This is a genomic window from ANME-2 cluster archaeon, assembly GCA_014237145.1.
Taxonomy (GTDB): domain Archaea; phylum Halobacteriota; class Methanosarcinia; order Methanosarcinales; family Methanocomedenaceae; genus Methanocomedens_A.
The window spans coordinates 1-16,285 of sequence record JAAXOC010000042.1 but is presented as its reverse complement, the minus strand read 5'-3'; the positions used below and the strand labels follow the sequence as shown (position 1 = coordinate 16,285).

Below are 16,285 nucleotides of genomic sequence, written 5' to 3'. Positions count from 1 at the left end.
GATGGTATTAAAAAATTTACAAATAACTCTTCGCACTGTATATACAAAATCTGTAACGAGACTATATCCGGAAGAAATTATGGAACTGCCGGATGCATTCAGGGGGCAGCAACATCTGGATATGGATAAATGTGTAGGATGCGGTATATGTTCCCAGATGTGTCCAAATAATGTTATCGAGATTGTAAAAAGCGGAAAATGGTATCCACAATTTGATAACGGGCATTGTATGTTCTGTGGATTGTGTGTTGATTTTTGTCCGAATGGGGCACTGTCTATGACAAAACACTTTGAGATGGCTTGTTGGACCAAGGAAGAAACAATCTACAGTCCTGACCAGCTTGCAGCTCCTAATAAAGCCGAACTTGAAGGCAGGACAGGGGGGTATACGAAATGATAGACCTGCAGATCATACCATTTGCAATCATATCAATAATCATGATCGGTTCATCCATCATGGTGGTAAAATCAAAGGAAGTTGTACACAGTGCTTTCCATTGTGTTATAACTATGATGGCTGCTGCCGGATTTTATGTGTTGCTTAATGCGCAGTTCATAGCTGTAGTGCAGATACTGGTATATGTAGGAGCCATTGGTGTGATGATACTCTTTGCAGTAATGCTTACTACGAGAAACCAGGAGGTGGAGTGAATATGGAACAATTATCAGGCACAGGTAGAGTAATTAGCATGTTGACTGCACTTTTATTGTTGGCAGCATTATTGCTTGCGATAGTTAGTGTTGTCGGATTAGGGCCTTTTGTGCCTAGCACTCTGCCAGAAAGTGTACCTATTGATTATACAGTCTGGGAGGACGGGTCAACGGACGCAAGTGGGATTGAACATGTAGGAGGACTGTTGTTCACCAAATATGTAATTCCCTTTGAGGTCCTTGCACTTGTCCTGTTAGCGGCACTGTTAGGGAGTCTCTACATGGCCAAGAAGGAGGAAGAGTAATGTTACCGGTCAGTTATTATCTAATTGTTGCAGCCATTGTGTTCTGCATTGGTGCTTATGGTGTGATGACATTAAGGTCAGGAATCATGATTATGATGTGTGTGGAACTGATGCTAAATGCAGCTAACATCAACCTGATAGCTTTTGCATCACATTTCAGCCAGGTGAACGGTCATGTTTTTGTGCTGTTCAGTATTGCTCTTGCAGCGGCTGAAGCAGCTATCGGGTTTGCAATATTAATGAGTATATTCAGGTCTAAGAACAATGTCAATATCGACAATATCAACATTCTGAGGTGGTAAGATATGGCTGTTGATAATATAGTATATTTGATACCGGCACTTCCGGTGTTAGCATTCGTACTTACCCTTGCTTTTGGCAAGAAACTACCCTCAGGCGGAGGATATATACCGATAGTGGCAATCGCCATATCCTGTATTATATCTGTAATGGCATTTTTGCAGATATATAATACACATGTGCCCATTGAGGTATCTGCTCATTGGTTTTCAGTATTGAACGTTGGTATTTTTATCGATCCTCTGGCAAGTGTAATGTTGTTGATGGTCACTTTTGTGAGTTTGCTCATTCACATCTATGCTATAGGTTATATGGCACATGACCCTGCCAAACCCAGATATTTTGCAGAGACCGCATTGTTCACTGCTGCTATGCTGGGTGTGGTGCTGGCAGACAACATCCTTCAGTTCTTTATTGCCTGGGAACTGGTAGGTCTGTGTTCATATCTGCTAATTGGTTTCTGGTTCAGGAAACCTACAGCAGCTGCTGCCGGAAAGAAGGCATTCCTCACAACCCGTGTGGGTGATGTGCTGTTCTTAGCTGGTATAGTAATATTATTCTTTAATATGAGAGAACATGTGCTTCCTCATATAACCGGGCATGAGACAGTATATCTGCTCCAGTTCAGTACGATCTTCGACAATATTCATCATATACCATCAGGTCAACTTACTATCATTACACTGCTCTTCTTTGGCGGTGCGGTAGGTAAGAGCGGGCAGTTCCCGCTACATGTGTGGTTGCCTGATGCAATGGAAGGTCCGACTACGGTATCGGCCTTGATCCATGCAGCTACTATGGTTACTGCTGGTGTGTATCTGGTTGCCAGGACGTTCCCGATGTTCATTGCATCTCCTGGGGTTGAATTAGCCGGAATTACAATTCCTGCGACACTTACTGTTGTAGCTTATATAGGAGGTTTTACAGCACTGTTCGCATCTACCATGGGACTGGTAATGAATGATATTAAACGTGTACTTGCCTTTTCCACGATCAGCCAGCTTGGATATATGATGCTGGCACTGGGAATGGGATCGGTAATAGGTGTAGCTGCAGTAGGTTTTGCCATGTTCCACCTGATCAATCATGCCTTCTTCAAAGCATGTCTGTTCTTGTGTGCAGGTAGTGTCATTCATTCGACTGGTACAAATGATCTGCGTGAAATGGGTGGTCTGATGAGTAAGATGAAGATCACAGGGATCACCATGTTATTTTCTTCACTGGCACTTGCCGGTATTGGTATACCATTTGTTAAAATACTTGGTACACCTATTGGTACCAGCGGCTTTGTCAGTAAGGATGCGATCATCGTAGAAGGTTCATATATATTTGCCCACATGACTAATGACTGGATCCCATTTGCCTTTGGTATATTAGCGGCATTATTAACAGCAATATATACATTCAGGCTGTGGTTTATGGCATTCACAGGCAAACCCCGCCAGGAAAGACATCCTCATGAGTCGCCAGCAACTATGACAGGAGTTTTATCAATTCTTGCTGTATTTGCATTGGTATTTGGAATGCTTACCTTCATTCCTTTCACGAATTTCGTAGGTCATACCTATGATCATCACGAGATTGAACATCTTGCTGGATTAAGTGGTAATGATGGTATAATAGATCACGATAAACTTCATCATATTATCACAGAAGAAACTTCCCCAATAATATTCCTATTACCGGTTATTGTTGGTGTGGGTGGACTACTGTTAGCATGGGTGATCTATAACAGGCGGTGGATAAGTGTGGCATCGATCGGGAATATGAAGAATCCGTTATTCGCGATTCTTGCCAAGCGATACTACCAGCATGAGATATTCATTGAGCTGATATCCCTGAAGTTCACTTATGGAGTACTTGCCCTGGCCGGTGAGTTCAGTGACCGTAAGATAGTTGATGGTATCATTGACGGCATCAGTTCATTTATCATAGGAGGAGCAGAAGTCTTGAAAAAGATTCAAACAGGCGTGGTGCAGAATTATGCCACAGCAACGATTTTAGGGGTGGGCCTGATAGCCCTTATCCTTTCATTCTGGGAGGTGATCTAAGTGGTGGATTATGTACTTTCGTTAATATTGTTCATCCCACTCATAGGTGCTGCCCTAACGCTGTTATTTGCTAAGAGCCGTGAATCAGCCAGAATGGTTGCATTTGTCTCATCAGCAATATCATTTGTACTTACGATAATGATATATCTCCAGTTCAAATCAGGTTTAGCTTTCCTGGAATTCCAGTTCATAGATAAAATTCCATGGATGGACTATATGGGGATAAGTTATTATCTGGGTGTTGACGGAGTCAGTATGCCGTTGATACTATTAAATGCGATACTGTGTCCATTGACCATAATTTATGTATGGGGAGAGAACAAACAGCCCAACCAGTTCTTTGCTTTGATACTGGTACTTCAGGCTGGAGTGTTTGGGGTATTTATGGCCCTGGATTTCTTCCTGTTCTACATATTCTGGGAACTGACACTAATACCACTGTACTTCCTGATAAGTATCTGGGGCGGTCCTAATAAGGACTATGCAGCAATTAAGTTCTTCATTTATACTCATGTTGCCAGTCTTGTAATGGTGCTGGGTATATTTGCGCTGTATTTCAGTACCGGTGTTAATACCTTCGAAATACCTGTATTGTTACAGGCATTTTCTGACATCGCATCTCCTGAGATGAGAGTTGGTATTTTCCTTGCCCTGTTCTTTGGGTTTTTAGTGAAGATGCCTACCGTACCTTTCCATACCTGGCTTCCGGATGCCCATGTGGAAGCACCCACTGCAGGCAGTGTCCTGCTGGCTGGTGTGCTGCTTAAAATGGGCGGCTACGGGCTGTTTAGGGTATTGTTACCAATGATGGATGGCCTGGGACCATATCGCTCAGATATAATCACATTGATGGCTGTGCTGGCTGTGGTAAGTATATTATATGCCACATTTTTGGCACTGGCCCAGAAAGATCTGAAAAAGATGGTCGCTTACAGTAGTGTAGCCCACATGGGTTATGTGATGCTTGGAGCTGCCGCATTCAACTACATGTCAGTTTCAGGAGCCATGTTCCAGCAATTCAGTCACGGACTGATCACTGCCGTGCTTTTCATGAGCGTGGGTGTGATACAGCACAGTGTTCATACCAGGATCATACCAGACCTGGGCGGATTGGCTGACCGGATGCCCAAACTTGCCTTCTTGATGATGTGTGGATTCATGGCATCACTGGGACTTCCGGCTATGAGCGGTTTTATTGCCGAGTTTATGGTACTTACAGGAAGTTACCTGACTCTGCCAATATACGCACTTATAGCAATGCTGGGTATTGTAGCTACGGCCGGGTATCACTTGTGGGCATTGCAACGTGCCATGTTTGGCAGTTACAATGAGAAACTTGGTGAACCTCATGATCTGGCTAACTTCGAACTGATACCCATGGCGATACTGGTGTTGTTGATAATATTGTTTGGAGTATATCCGGGATCAGTGATGGAAATGTTTGAATATGCCAGTAAAATCATTCCAGGAGTGATGATATGAATTATATAGAACTAGCTTCCCAATTCGCTCCAGAACTGATATTGACCATCGGGGCTCTTGCCATTATGATGATCGGTCTGTTTCTGGCAAATTCACAGAAAAAGGTACTGGGATATCTTGCCACAATATTCCTTGCAGTGGCCAGCTTGGTCATTGTGTGCAGGGGAATATATGATATACAGATGGAAGGCATACTGGCAGATTCCCTGACCATTGACCCAATGAGCCAGTTCTTTAAGCTGACATTCTTAGTGGTATCCCTGATTGTGGTTATAGCATCGATAAAGGAGTATGATGGCCATCAGAATCAAGACGAGTATTATACTCTAATACTACTCGGGACCATCGGAATGATGGTAGTGGCCTCAGCGATAGATATTGTAACTATGTTCATCGGGTTTGAACTGGCCAGTTTATCCACTTATGCACTGGCAGGATTCAATAAGAAGGATTCAAATAGCCTGGAAGCGGCAGTCAAGTACTTCATCGTAGGTGCCCTGTCATCCACATTGCTGTTGTTCGGTCTTTCATACATATATGGCATGAGTGGTGGCCTTACAAACATCAGTGAACTGGCAGTTTTCTTTAACAGTAATCCCACGGTCCTCCAGAGTCCAATGGGTGTAATAGCTTTGATGCTGATTGTGGCCGGATTTGGATTTAAGATGGCATTGGTACCGTTCCATATGTGGGCGCCGGATACATATCAAGGCGCACCCACCGTTATATCAGCATTACTGGCAGCCGGGTCAAAGAAGATGGCATTCGTTGCAGCTTTCAGGATATTCCTGGTAGCAATGATAGCCATCAAGATCGATATAGCAATGGTGTTCATGATTCTTGCAATAATTACTATGACCCTTGGGAATGTGGTTGCCCTTAGCCAAAGGAGCTTAAAGCGAATGCTGGCTTATTCTTCAGTGGCACAGGCAGGATATATTTCCATGGTGTTTGTAGTCATGTCACCCGAGGCATTGACTGGAGGCATACTGTATGTTATGTCCCATGCTTTCATGAAGACGGGTGCTTTCATTGCAGTGGCAGCACTGGGATATATGTTGTTGAAGGAGAACAGTAATGCTAAGGACGTTGATCATCTGGATAACTTTGCCGGACTGGGTAAAAGGTCTCCATTCTTGGCATTCAGCATTATGATATTCCTGTTTGCCCTGGCTGGTATTCCACCAACAGCAGGTTTTGTCAGTAAGTTCATACTGTTCTATTCAGTGCTGCAAGGAGGATTTTTGCTCCTGGTGATCTTTGCCATATTGAATAGTGCATTGTCCCTGTATTATTACGCCAGGGTTGTGAAATATATGTATGTACTTCCGCCTTCGTCCGATGAAAAATTGAAAGTACCCGGAGCATATGCACTGGCTATACTGCTGGCAATTATAGGCGTGCTGGCAATAGGAATTGTTCCTGAACCATTCGTCAACTGGGCAGCAAATGCGGCTAATGTATTGGGATTATAATAGGAGGTGAAAAATATGGCAGATTGTGATCTATGCGGAGTAGGAAGACCTACTCTATGTCCTGTGAAACCCGATGTACCGAGATTCAGAAACGCCTACCCTACAGGGATGTGGATGGCCATTTGCGAGGAATGCACCAACGCCTCCCATGACGCCAATAAAATCCGTGCAAAGGCAAAAGGTTCCAAATGCAACCTTTGTGGAAGAAAGGGTGAACAACTGTATGCCGTGGAAATGAGAGTTCCTGATTTCAGCGAGCCTTATTATAAGGAAAAAGTGGCGGAAATCTGTGAATCATGCTTGGAAGCCACCGAGAATGCATACAACAAACGGCAGGCAGAACTGGCATCCCATAAAGGCCACCATTAATTGAAAAGGGGTACTTTTTACCCCTGTTCATTCTTTTTTACTGGTTTTTTTTTATATTTTAATTTCACCTATCAGGTAAGTGATAGTAGAACCTGTTATTTTCATATAGTACCAGTTACCTAACGGTAAATCCTCTTTCACTACGATGTTATTGTAATAGATATCCCGTCCTATAGTGGAATTATCCTTACCCACTTCTGTTGTCAAAACATGTAGAGTATCCCCTATCCTCTTTTTGAGCAGTTCCCTGTTAACAGTATGATGTACTTCCGTCAGTCTACGTGAGCGTTCTTTTTTCTTCCATGATGGCAGGTCACGCAGTTGGGATGAGGGTGTGTTCGGTCGTGGTGAATACCTGGTGATATTGACCTTCTGAGGACGAATTTCCTTTAGCAATTCCAGTGTATCAATAAAGTCCTGCTCGGTCTCTGTAGGATACCCTACAATAAAATCTGTTGAGATTACCATTCCAGGAAAATTGTTCCTGAACGTATCAACGATATATTCGAACTCTTCTGATGTATGCTTGCGGTTCATGTGTTGCAGGACCCTATCTGATCCGGACTGTATAGGAATGTGAAGGAACTTGAAAATATGCGGACTTTTAAAGGATTCAATTACATCGTCGATAATGTCAATAACCGTGGACGGGTTCATCATGCCAACTCTTATCATATAATCCCCTTCAACAGTGGTTACGTCACGTAGCAGTTCAGGCAGTTTTATGCCCATATCCATGCCGTAAGCCGATGTGTCCTGTGAAGTAAGCTGGATCTCCCTGGCACCACGCCGTACAAGTAACCTTATCTCATCAACAATATCGTGAACAGGGCGGCTTACCAGTTTGCCCCTGGCCTGCTTTACAATACAGTAGGAGCACTGTCTTGCACATCCCTGTGAAATGCTAACAATACCTGTTACACCATCCAGTATTGGAACATCATAGGGGGCAGGGGCAGTAATACCATTACTACCTACAATATCGGTAATATTATCCAGTGAAGCAGGTGTTACTGACGGGTAGTTGATACCGTCCAGGATATCGGGCTGGGCTGCAGGTAAGCACCCTGCTACCACAATGTCCTTACCTAGATCAGATACTGAATTGATATATTTTAGGACTTTTTGCTGGGTGGTCTGCGTAACCGTGCATGTGTTAACTACCACCAGGTCAGCAGAATCCGGATTGTCGATAAAAACATGACCTTGCGAGGCAAGCAATTGCATGATCCTGTGACTGTCGGCTTTATTAGCCGTACAGCCAAAGGTCTTTATGTATATTTTCATCCTTGGAAAAGGATTTAGGTTACAATCATATCAAGTCTATCCATCTCAATAGCATTGCGAATCTCCATTGCCAGCCGTCTACCTGTGCTCATGGGGATGCGCCAGGTGGTATTGCCGTAGGGGTGCCCCACAGACATGTGAACATTTGTTCCGCCGCCCACCCTGGGAGCCACGTCATAGATGTAGAAGTTGAGATCTTTATCCACGCAGGTCTGGAGACAGAAGGGACCGATTATACCTGGATCGTAGTATTTCCGTGCGGCTGATACGTACTTCTCTGCCAGTTCAAAAGCTTCTTCGAGTAGTGATTCCCTTAGTGTGGCTGAGTTGTGGCCGCAGACCGTGTACTCAGGTGTTACCTGCCCGGGATTAAGTGTCATCTGCTGGGGCGCGGGCAGCCTGACATGTCCGTCGAGGCTTGTCTCGAACCGCCAGTCGATACCCAGTAGCTCGACCGGACTTAGGTCTTCTTCGATTGGTGAATAAAAGAAATCAAGATTAAAGACCGGGCCGATGATATAGCGTTCGATGCGGGCGTTATCAAGAGCGGACTGGGTTATGACGTTCTGTGCCAGAAGTGATTCTGATTTTTCCAGGTATTCCTCATAGGTTGCGGCACTAAAGAAACCCCGTTCAAGTTTCTTGACAGCATGGGGTAGTTTTACCATGACCAGTTCGTCTATTTCCTGTGGGTCTTCCAGCTTTTCAGGATAGGGCAGACCGGCTTTATCTAGCAGCCAGTAGTAGTCCTGTTTCTCGCCACGCTCTTCGCTTCGCAGCAAGTTCCGGCTGCCCACAAGTGGTACCCTGAAATCATCTTCGATAGCGTCTATACCGCAGTAGGATGTAAAGGAGCGGTTAGGTATGAAAAGTATGTTATTGTCGATGAGTGATTGCTGTTCTGCAGGCAGGAGAAGTTCATCAAAACTGTCGTATACAACCCAGTCGTCCACCACGCCGCGTATGACGCAGCCGTCTTTGTCACACTTTGTCCTGAAGTAATTTGTGTAGGTCTGTTCACGGCCGCTGCGGCATATGGCATAGGTCTGGAAACCTTCTTCCACTGCTCCGTCAAATACATCCAGGGCTGAATGGGATGCTACGGCACCGATCTTGTAATCGGTTGGGTCATATTCCTGGAGTACTTCTATAATCTCGTTTCTGTCGATCATGTTAGGTTGCCCTCGCAAAGAATGAATGTTGAATAATGGCTATAAAAGGGTAGGAGATTATAAATAGGTGATGTTTTCGTTATGTCCTGCGGCGGAAGCATAAGGATTAATAGGCAGTAAGGCTTAGTGGTTAGTACCGAAATGAGTTAAAAATTTACTGACATACGGCCGTGGTCTAGACGGCCAGAGTTACGCCTCTGTAGAGCGTGTCCCATTCACATCCGGCTCGATGAGACCAAAACGTAATAAAAAATAGCAATAAGCGGCCGTGGTCTAGCGGTATGACAGTGGCTTCCCAAGCCACTAATCCGGGTTCGATTCCCGGCGGCCGCATTTGTTTATTGTCAATTTATGGACGCAATTGCAAATCTGGATGAATTATATCCACCCGATGAAAAAATCCACACATAATTTATAAAAAAGGTTGAAGCAGCCGAACGCAGGGTTAGAGAAGGTAAATTCACTCAATATACACCTGAAAAGTTTGAAAACTTTGTTTTGCATTCATCGTCATATTTCGAGCATAATTTTCATCTTTTTGTCTCTAGGCCAGTATTCACAAAAGATTTAAATCTACCAAGGTCCATCTAAAACTTCATCCATAGCACTTGGTTTCACAGATTTCTAACGTGAAGACCATGCTAAAAATGCTGGATTAGCCGCAGACGAACCTTGCAAGGTTCGATCGAAGCGTGCATTTCGCTTTGTCCAATAGCACAAAAGTCCCACAATGCGGGGGTAGCCCAGCCAGGTCAAAGGCGCAGGGCTTAGGACCCTGTTTCGAAGGAATCCGAGGGTTCGAATCCCTCCCCCCGCACCTTCAAATTTTCTTGCATTAATTAATATAATAAGAATATATTTTGTTCACTATTTTACAATTTAGTATCATACTGAAGATGAAACTTATGCTATTGTAAAAACGGGTTCAAAAAGATCATTCAAAATCCTCAAATGATCATTTCATCTTTTTCTTGGCTTTTGCAAGTTTTTTCTTAGCATCACCGCTTCCAGAAGCAGCAAGTTTTTCAAGTTCTTCCAATTGTGCCTTTTTCTTAGCACTTTTCCTTCCCATATCCTTCTTAGACATTGCCATAGAAGATATATTTATAAATTTAAACTACTTAAATTATTCTAGAAAAACCCAGGTGATTCAGCAATTATTGTTTTCGAAGATACATTTATCTCAATATTCAGTAGAAAAATCATATTCTTTTCACCATATAGGACTACATAATTTTCTTAGTATCAATCAAATATTTTGACATGGTATCCAGGATTGGATTCTATATTGTCTGAAATTTGCATTTTCTTGAATACTAGATAATGAACCATATTGTCCTTTAAACCGTCAGCACGGGTTGATAGAGCATCAGGGAGTCACCGACAGTATATCCACATCTTGTAAAATTTCTACATGTGGGTCAGGTGGAGCTTTCTTTGGGGCTATATTGTTCGGAGATACTGGCTGTGAGGGAAAGATTTATTACCCCTTCAGCATCAACTATTCTTATAAAGCTATTGACCTGCCAGATATGTCTCGAAATAAAATTATGGACAATATGTTCCAGTGGGTAAGACAAGACCTGTCGAACTTAGGGGGATTGAAGATGTCACTTGTCGCCAGTCAGGACGGTTATATCTTTAGCCAGCCTGCCGAACCCAATATAGAAAAATATGCAAAGGCCTCAGCAACAATGTTGAGAACTGCAGATATTGCCGTACCAAGATCCGGGCAGAATTGTTCAAGGGTTATCATTGATTATCCCAATGAAAGACTGATTGCGATTCGTGCAGGACCCAAGGCTCTTGTTGCCGTATTGATCGAACCTGACACAAAACTGGATCCGATAGTCCTTGAACTGGACAAAGTAGTTCGGAAAGTCCAGGAAATACTGTAGTCCAAAAACTAAATATTTAAGCGTAATCACACCTTCTTAGCCAAAAATTATCACTATATAGGGGCACTCCTTTGAACGGACCGACCAAACCCATAATATTAGGTATAGAAGGGACTGCATGGAACTTAAGTGCAGCCATTGTGGACACATTTGATGTAATAACCGAAGTAACCTCTACATATGTTCCACCAACCGGAGGCATCCATCCCAGGGAAGCATCCCAGCACCATGCTGACCATATTAAGAGTGTAATATCTGCGGTACTTGCAAATGCCAGGGATAAAGGAATTGCCCCTGGCGATATCAATGCTATAGCTTTTTCCCAGGGTCCCGGGCTGGGGCCATGCCTGCGCACCGCTGCCACCGCGGCCCGGGCACTATCCCTTTCACTCGACATACCACTTATCGGCGTGAACCACTGTGTTGCACATATAGAAGTGGGGCGCTGGAAGACACCATCACAGGACCCGGTGGTACTGTATGTGAGCGGGGCAAATTCCCAGGTACTGGCTTACAGGGCTGGGCGTTACCGTGTGTTCGGTGAAACACTGGATATCGGTATCGGCAATGCCCTTGATAAATTTGCCAGGGGTGCGGGGTTACAGCATCCGGGCGGTCCCAAGATCGAGGAGTTTGCTAATAATGCATCATCCTATGTGCCGCTGCCCTATGTTGTGAAGGGAATGGACTTTTCATTTACGGGCCTGTCCACTGCCGCATCCGCTGCCCTGAAAACATCCTCTATAGAAGATGTGTGTTTTTCATTTCAGGAAACCGCATTTGCAATGCTGGTGGAGGTCACGGAAAGGGCGGTGGCACATACCGGTAAGAACGAGATACTGCTTGCGGGCGGTGTGGGTGCCAATATGCGGCTGCGGGAGATGCTTGAGATCATGTGCAATGAGCGGGGCATTTCGTTCTATGTGCCTGAGAAGCGGTTCATGGGTGATAACGGCAGCATGATAGCATATCTTGGGCTTCTGATGTTCGAGCAGCAGAACCTGTTGCCGCTAAATGAATCACATGTTCGGCCTAATTACAGGCCCGATGATGTTGTGGTTACCTGGCGTGGGGATTGACCTGGCCGGATACTGTATGCGGATAATTTAGAATTATTCATATTTATGTAATCTCAATATTTAATGCCAGATAAGGACTCCTCCTCCCACTACAATTCCAAAGTTCTTATAACCACCAACTCCAACTTAGCTTCACATGATCATCGACGCCCACGCCCACATCTTCCCTGACAAGATAGCCTCAAAAGCCATTGCCGGACTGGAACAGCAATACGGCGTCAATGCCTGCGGCGAGGCTACCGTACCCGGCATACGCACAAGCATGCAGGCCGCAGACGTGGATGCCTCAGTTATACTTTCGGTTGCCACCACCCCGGCGCAGGTGGAGAGCATCAACAACTGGGTGGCAGAAATATCCACCTTTGCACCCCACTTTATCGGTCTGGGGGCCATGCATCCCGAATATCCCGACCCTGAGGGGGAGATCCGGCGCATGAAGGAAATGGGGATCAAAGGTATCAAGCTGCACAGCGAGTTCCAGCACTTCTACCCTGATGAGAAGCGAATGTATTCTATTTACGAGGCGCTAAGCGACGATATGGTACTTGTGTTCCATGCAGGCGATGAGGTCACCCCGGTCAGGCACGTGCACACCACGCCAGACAGGATTGCCAGTGTACTGGACTCATTTCCCGGGTTGAAAGTAGTAGCCGCCCACCTGGGAGGATACCGCTGCTGGGACGAGGTGGAGCGCCACCTTCTGGGCAGGGACCTGTATCTGGATACAGCCTATGTGTTCCCCATACCCGGGCACGAACACATCACAGTAAAGCGCATCAGAGATATCATGGAGGCGCACGGGTTTAACAGGATACTGTTCGGCACTGATTATCCTTTCAGGGACCAGGGTAGTGAAGCGGCCAATATACAGGGACTGGACATCGATGACAGGCACAAGGTTCTGGTACTGGGCGAAAATGCAGCCGCATTATTTAACATTGATACGAACGGGACGTGAAAAAAGATTGAGGACCATTGACTTTAACGACGAGAACTGCACCATTGTGATGGTAGACCAGACCCTGCTGCCTGTAGAATACAAGGTCATCGAGTGCGACAACATCGCTTCCCTTACCAAGGCTATTTCGTCGCTGCGGGTGCGGGGTGCACCTGCACTGGGTGCGGCAGGGGGTTTTGGCATTGCCCTGGCAGCCGCTCGCAGCAGTGCCAGTTCCATGGAACAACTTCTGGACGAATTATGCAGGATAGGTGATGTCATAAAGGCCACCAGGCCAACTGCCGTTAATCTTGCCTGGGGTGTGGATAGGGTGCTGGGTGCGGCCCGGGATGCATACGATACTGACAGCATACGCAGTATAGTCCTGGCCGAAGCAAAGGCCATTGCCAACGAGGACGTAGAATTGAACAAAAGGCTTGGTGCACACGGTGCCGCTCTCCTGGAGGATGGCGATACTGTCATGACCCATTGCAATGCGGGCCGGATGGCCTGCGTAGACTGGGGCACAGCCCTGGGTGTGGTTCGAAGTGCCGTTGAGGCTGGCAAGGAAATAAAAGTGATCGCCTGCGAGACAAGGCCGCTGAACCAGGGAAGCAGGATAACCGCATGGGAACTTATGGAGGACAGCATCCCTGTGACACTGATAACCGATAGTATGAGCGGGCACGTGATGCGGCAGGGTATGGTGGATAGCGTAATAGTGGGAGCGGACCGTATCACCCAGGATGCGGTGTTCAACAAGATAGGTACCTACACCCACAGCGTAGTAGCAGGAGAGCACGAAATTCCTTTTTATGTGGCTGCACCTGTTTCCACGTTTGATTTTGAGAGAATGGAAGACGAGGTGGAGATAGAACGGCGAGACGCAGATGAACTGCGATATATTGACAATTGCCAGGTTGCACCTCTGGACGTGCCTGTATACAACCCGGCCTTTGATGCCACTCCAATGGAGAACGTGACCGCTGTTATTACAGAGAACGGGATATTCAGGCCACCGTTCTTGCTGGATGAGGTCAGGATAAAATATTAAGGACAGCATCTTGGAACCATATCACTTCACAATCCGGATAGGTATGATCGGTGATTATTCTGCCAGGCTAATTGACCGTAATATTTAACTATTTGTATAGAAAGTATAATAATCATGATACAAAAGTTCATCGACCGGGAAAATGAACTGGATTTTTTGGAAAACTGCTATAAAAGCTCCCGATCGGAATTCATAATCATATATGGCAGAAGGAGAGTTGGAAAAACCGAACTTATACAAAAATCCTTAGAAAACAAAAATGGTGCATATTTCCTTGCCTCAAAAGATACAACTTATGAGAACATCAATGAATTTAAACAAACTATAGCAGAACAATTGGATATTTCAATATTCTCAAGAATTGAATCGAATTCATGGACTGAATTGTTTGAAAATCTTGTAGAATTCCTCAATGAAACTGTAAAGACAATAATCGTAATAGATGAATTCTCATACTTAATAGAAGTTGACAGGGCTGTTCCATCACTGTTCCAGAAGATATGGGACCAGATACTTAAAGACCGGAATATTATGCTTATTCTCTGCGGCTCAAGTGTCAGCTTAATGGAAACTGAAGTGCTTGGGGTCAGGTCTCCCCTTTTTGGAAGAAGGACCGGACAGTGGGAAGTTACACAACTGAGGCTGGATCCTGTTAGAAAATTCCTGCCTGGATATAGTACAGATGACGTTCTAAAAACCATTTTCACAATTGGAAGTATTCCCGCTTATCTGGATAAATGGGATGATACACTAACAGTTTTTCAAAATATTGAGGAAAATATCCTGTCGAAAGGAAAATACCTCTATGAAGAAGTGGATTTCTTATTGAAACATGAGTTTCGTGAGCAGTGGATATATGCGCTTATTCTCAAGAAACTGTCACTTGGATATAATTCTCTTGGCAAGTTATACTCGGCCACAAATATGGACAAAGCCAATCTTTCAAAATATCTGAATACGCTTGAAAACCTGCACATTATACGGCATATTTTACCAATACATAAAAGAAAGGGCGGGATATATGTAATAAATGATGATTATTTTGATTTCTGGTTCAGGTTCGTATACAGCAACAGGGGTATGCTTGAGGTCGGGAATAAAAAGGAAGTAATGACCAAGGTGCAAAAAGAGTTTAATAGTTACTGCGGGAGACGGTTTGAATATTTTGTTGAAAAATTGTTGAGATGGAATTGTGTTGATATTCCCTTCAGCTACACAGGAATAAATAAGTGGTGGCATAAGGATGTTGAGATTGACCTTCTTGTAGTGAATGATGAATCAAGGGATGTTTTATTTATGGAGTGTAAGTGGAGGACACTCTCTTTGAAGCAATCTCTGGCAATTCTTGAAAAACTTAAACTTAAGGCCGGTTTTGTGAACTGGAACAAAGGCAAACGAACTGAGTTTTTTGGTCTTGCTGCAAAGAAGATAACAGGTAAAAAGGAATTGAAAGAAAAGGGCTTTGTAGTTTTTGATCTGGATGATATATGAGGGATTGTTGTATGTTTATTGTTATATATTACTCCGCATGTATAATTTAGAACTTTTGTGTGAAAAGACTCGATAATTCTTGTTGATATTTACCCAAATTATTGAAAAAACGGTTAGTTGCATTGACAAATTGGGCGTAATCTTCATGATATGTGTTATTTACCAGATGCTTCTTTGTGAATTTCCATAATCTTTCAATAAGATTGAGGTTTGGTGCATAAGGAGGCAAAAAAAGTAGCAAGATGTCATTTTCTTCTGCAAAAGCTCTTGTAACTCTCGCATAATTATACCTTGCATTGTCCAGTATAACAACAATTTTCCTGCCGGGATATTTTTCTTTAATCTTCTTTAGGAACTCAACAATACGCACGGAATCACACGTTTCTTCTGTTAATATTGTAGTCACAGAAAAATCTTCAATATTGAGTGCTCCAGGTATATTGATTATTTTTAGACCAGTATTGGATTTTATTGTGATTGTACCTTTTTTACCTCGTGGCTGCCATATTCTTGCGTTTATTACATTATGGAGAAGATGACACGGATCAAAAAAGAGCAGAACCGTTCCTTTTTCTTGGGAATAGTACTTTATCTGCCGGATAAAATCTTTCTGTACTGTTTCGGTTTGAGCCTTGCCTGGAATCAATCCTGTTTTCTTAAAGGATAATTGAAGTTTTTTTTACACAAGAGCTGCACATGACTCAAATTGTACTCAATACCAAAGTTTTTCTTTA

The 16,285-nt window shown here is 44.1% G+C and carries 16 protein-coding genes, 2 tRNA genes and 1 pseudogene; 15 read left to right on the top strand and 4 right to left on the bottom strand.

Annotated features, from left to right (window positions below):
- Position 1: 1 nt before the first annotated feature.
- Genes HF974_05770 through fpoO form a run of 8 tightly spaced genes read left to right on the top strand, consistent with a single transcriptional unit; the run spans position 2 to position 6,633 of the window.
- Positions 2-397 carry an NADH-quinone oxidoreductase subunit I gene (locus HF974_05770; protein ID MBC2697843.1) on the top strand — a complete coding sequence of 132 codons (396 nt, stop codon included), beginning with the start codon at positions 2-4 and terminating at the stop codon, positions 395-397.
- A complete protein-coding gene (locus HF974_05765) occupies positions 394-651 on the top strand; it encodes a short chain dehydrogenase (GenBank protein ID MBC2697842.1) in 258 nt (85 codons plus the stop codon). Before HF974_05770 ends, HF974_05765 begins: the two co-directional genes overlap by 4 nt.
- A gap of 2 nt (positions 652-653) precedes the next feature.
- Positions 654-956 carry a dehydrogenase gene (locus HF974_05760; protein MBC2697841.1) on the top strand — a complete coding sequence of 101 codons (303 nt, stop codon included), beginning with the start codon at positions 654-656 and terminating at the stop codon, positions 954-956.
- Positions 956-1,258: an NADH-quinone oxidoreductase subunit NuoK gene (gene nuoK, locus HF974_05755; GenBank protein ID MBC2697840.1), complete on the top strand. Its 303-nt coding sequence runs from the start codon at positions 956-958 to the stop codon at positions 1,256-1,258. The genes HF974_05760 and nuoK overlap by 1 nt, the downstream gene beginning before the upstream one ends.
- Positions 1,259-1,261: 3 nt before the next feature.
- Positions 1,262-3,307, top strand: coding sequence for an NADH-quinone oxidoreductase subunit L (nuoL, locus tag HF974_05750; GenBank protein MBC2697839.1), 2,046 nt, complete (start codon positions 1,262-1,264; stop codon positions 3,305-3,307).
- 3 nt (positions 3,308-3,310) lie between these two features.
- Entirely contained in the window at positions 3,311-4,789 is a 1,479-nt protein-coding gene (locus tag HF974_05745; protein ID MBC2697838.1) for an NADH-quinone oxidoreductase subunit M, read from the top strand.
- The gene (locus HF974_05740) at positions 4,786-6,264 is read left to right on the top strand and encodes an NADH-quinone oxidoreductase subunit N (GenBank protein ID MBC2697837.1); all 1,479 of its coding nucleotides are present in this window, start codon (positions 4,786-4,788) and stop codon (positions 6,262-6,264) included. Before HF974_05745 ends, HF974_05740 begins: the two co-directional genes overlap by 4 nt.
- A 15-nt stretch (positions 6,265-6,279) precedes the next feature.
- Positions 6,280-6,633: a F420H2 dehydrogenase subunit FpoO gene (gene fpoO / locus HF974_05735; GenBank protein MBC2697836.1), complete on the top strand. Its 354-nt coding sequence runs from the start codon at positions 6,280-6,282 to the stop codon at positions 6,631-6,633.
- 51 nt (positions 6,634-6,684) lie between these two features.
- Here fpoO and HF974_05730 read toward each other — a convergent pair whose 3' ends face one another.
- Both HF974_05730 and HF974_05725 read right to left on the bottom strand, forming a co-directional pair.
- Positions 6,685-7,920 (bottom strand): tRNA (N(6)-L-threonylcarbamoyladenosine(37)-C(2))-methylthiotransferase, encoded by a 1,236-nt coding sequence (locus tag HF974_05730; protein ID MBC2697835.1) that lies wholly within the window; start codon positions 7,918-7,920, stop codon positions 6,685-6,687.
- 14 nt (positions 7,921-7,934) lie between these two features.
- Complete coding sequence (locus HF974_05725) at positions 7,935-9,092, bottom strand: formate--phosphoribosylaminoimidazolecarboxamide ligase family protein (protein MBC2697834.1); 1,158 nt, start codon at positions 9,090-9,092, stop codon at positions 7,935-7,937.
- Between the two features lie 262 nt (positions 9,093-9,354).
- Here HF974_05725 and HF974_05720 point away from each other — a divergent pair.
- Both HF974_05720 and HF974_05715 read left to right on the top strand, forming a co-directional pair.
- Positions 9,355-9,425: transfer RNA gene (locus tag HF974_05720), tRNA-Gly, on the top strand.
- Positions 9,426-9,824: 399 nt separating this feature from the next.
- Positions 9,825-9,909 (top strand) — tRNA-Leu (locus tag HF974_05715).
- A gap of 138 nt (positions 9,910-10,047) precedes the next feature.
- Here HF974_05715 and HF974_05710 read toward each other — a convergent pair.
- Positions 10,048-10,185 (bottom strand): hypothetical protein, encoded by a 138-nt coding sequence (locus tag HF974_05710; GenBank protein MBC2697833.1) that lies wholly within the window; start codon positions 10,183-10,185, stop codon positions 10,048-10,050.
- Positions 10,186-10,699: 514 nt separating this feature from the next.
- Between HF974_05710 and HF974_05705 the strand changes: the two genes are divergently transcribed.
- The 5 genes from HF974_05705 to HF974_05685 all read left to right on the top strand — a co-directional run bounded on the left by HF974_05705 (position 10,700) and on the right by HF974_05685 (position 15,551).
- Positions 10,700-10,990, top strand: coding sequence for a hypothetical protein (locus HF974_05705; protein ID MBC2697832.1), 291 nt, complete (start codon positions 10,700-10,702; stop codon positions 10,988-10,990).
- A 71-nt stretch (positions 10,991-11,061) separates the two neighbouring features.
- Positions 11,062-12,069, top strand: a complete 1,008-nt coding sequence (locus tag HF974_05700; protein MBC2697831.1) for a bifunctional N(6)-L-threonylcarbamoyladenine synthase/serine/threonine protein kinase — start codon at positions 11,062-11,064, stop codon at positions 12,067-12,069.
- A gap of 136 nt (positions 12,070-12,205) precedes the next feature.
- A complete protein-coding gene (locus HF974_05695; protein MBC2697830.1) occupies positions 12,206-13,027 on the top strand; it encodes an amidohydrolase family protein in 822 nt (273 codons plus the stop codon).
- Positions 12,987-14,060 (top strand): S-methyl-5-thioribose-1-phosphate isomerase, encoded by a 1,074-nt coding sequence (locus HF974_05690; protein MBC2697829.1) that lies wholly within the window; start codon positions 12,987-12,989, stop codon positions 14,058-14,060. The genes HF974_05695 and HF974_05690 overlap by 41 nt, the downstream gene beginning before the upstream one ends.
- Before the next feature lie 114 nt (positions 14,061-14,174).
- Positions 14,175-15,551: an ATP-binding protein gene (locus tag HF974_05685; GenBank protein ID MBC2697828.1), complete on the top strand. Its 1,377-nt coding sequence runs from the start codon at positions 14,175-14,177 to the stop codon at positions 15,549-15,551.
- A gap of 46 nt (positions 15,552-15,597) precedes the next feature.
- Here HF974_05685 and HF974_05680 read toward each other — a convergent pair.
- Positions 15,598-16,224: pseudogene (locus HF974_05680) on the bottom strand (IS630 family transposase).
- Between the last annotated feature and the right edge of the window lie 61 nt (positions 16,225-16,285).

What these genes read in the sequence shown, in the direction of transcription:
- HF974_05770 (MBC2697843.1), top strand. Translation starts at nt 2, where the DNA reads ATGGTATTAAAAAATTTACAAATAACTCTTCGCACTGTATATACAAAA.
- HF974_05765 (MBC2697842.1), top strand. Translation starts at nt 394, where the DNA reads ATGATAGACCTGCAGATCATACCATTTGCAATCATATCAATAATCATG.
- HF974_05760 (MBC2697841.1), top strand. Translation starts at nt 654, where the DNA reads ATGGAACAATTATCAGGCACAGGTAGAGTAATTAGCATGTTGACTGCA.
- nuoK (MBC2697840.1), top strand. Translation starts at nt 956, where the DNA reads ATGTTACCGGTCAGTTATTATCTAATTGTTGCAGCCATTGTGTTCTGC.
- nuoL (MBC2697839.1), top strand. Translation starts at nt 1,262, where the DNA reads ATGGCTGTTGATAATATAGTATATTTGATACCGGCACTTCCGGTGTTA.
- HF974_05740 (MBC2697837.1), top strand. Translation starts at nt 4,786, where the DNA reads ATGAATTATATAGAACTAGCTTCCCAATTCGCTCCAGAACTGATATTG.
- fpoO (MBC2697836.1), top strand. Translation starts at nt 6,280, where the DNA reads ATGGCAGATTGTGATCTATGCGGAGTAGGAAGACCTACTCTATGTCCT.
- HF974_05730 (MBC2697835.1), bottom strand. Translation starts at nt 7,920, where the DNA reads ATGAAAATATACATAAAGACCTTTGGCTGTACGGCTAATAAAGCCGAC.
- HF974_05725 (MBC2697834.1), bottom strand. Translation starts at nt 9,092, where the DNA reads ATGATCGACAGAAACGAGATTATAGAAGTACTCCAGGAATATGACCCA.
- HF974_05710 (MBC2697833.1), bottom strand. Translation starts at nt 10,185, where the DNA reads ATGGCAATGTCTAAGAAGGATATGGGAAGGAAAAGTGCTAAGAAAAAG.
- HF974_05705 (MBC2697832.1), top strand. Translation starts at nt 10,700, where the DNA reads ATGTCACTTGTCGCCAGTCAGGACGGTTATATCTTTAGCCAGCCTGCC.
- HF974_05695 (MBC2697830.1), top strand. Translation starts at nt 12,206, where the DNA reads ATGATCATCGACGCCCACGCCCACATCTTCCCTGACAAGATAGCCTCA.
- HF974_05690 (MBC2697829.1), top strand. Translation starts at nt 12,987, where the DNA reads ATGCAGCCGCATTATTTAACATTGATACGAACGGGACGTGAAAAAAGA.
- HF974_05685 (MBC2697828.1), top strand. Translation starts at nt 14,175, where the DNA reads ATGATACAAAAGTTCATCGACCGGGAAAATGAACTGGATTTTTTGGAA.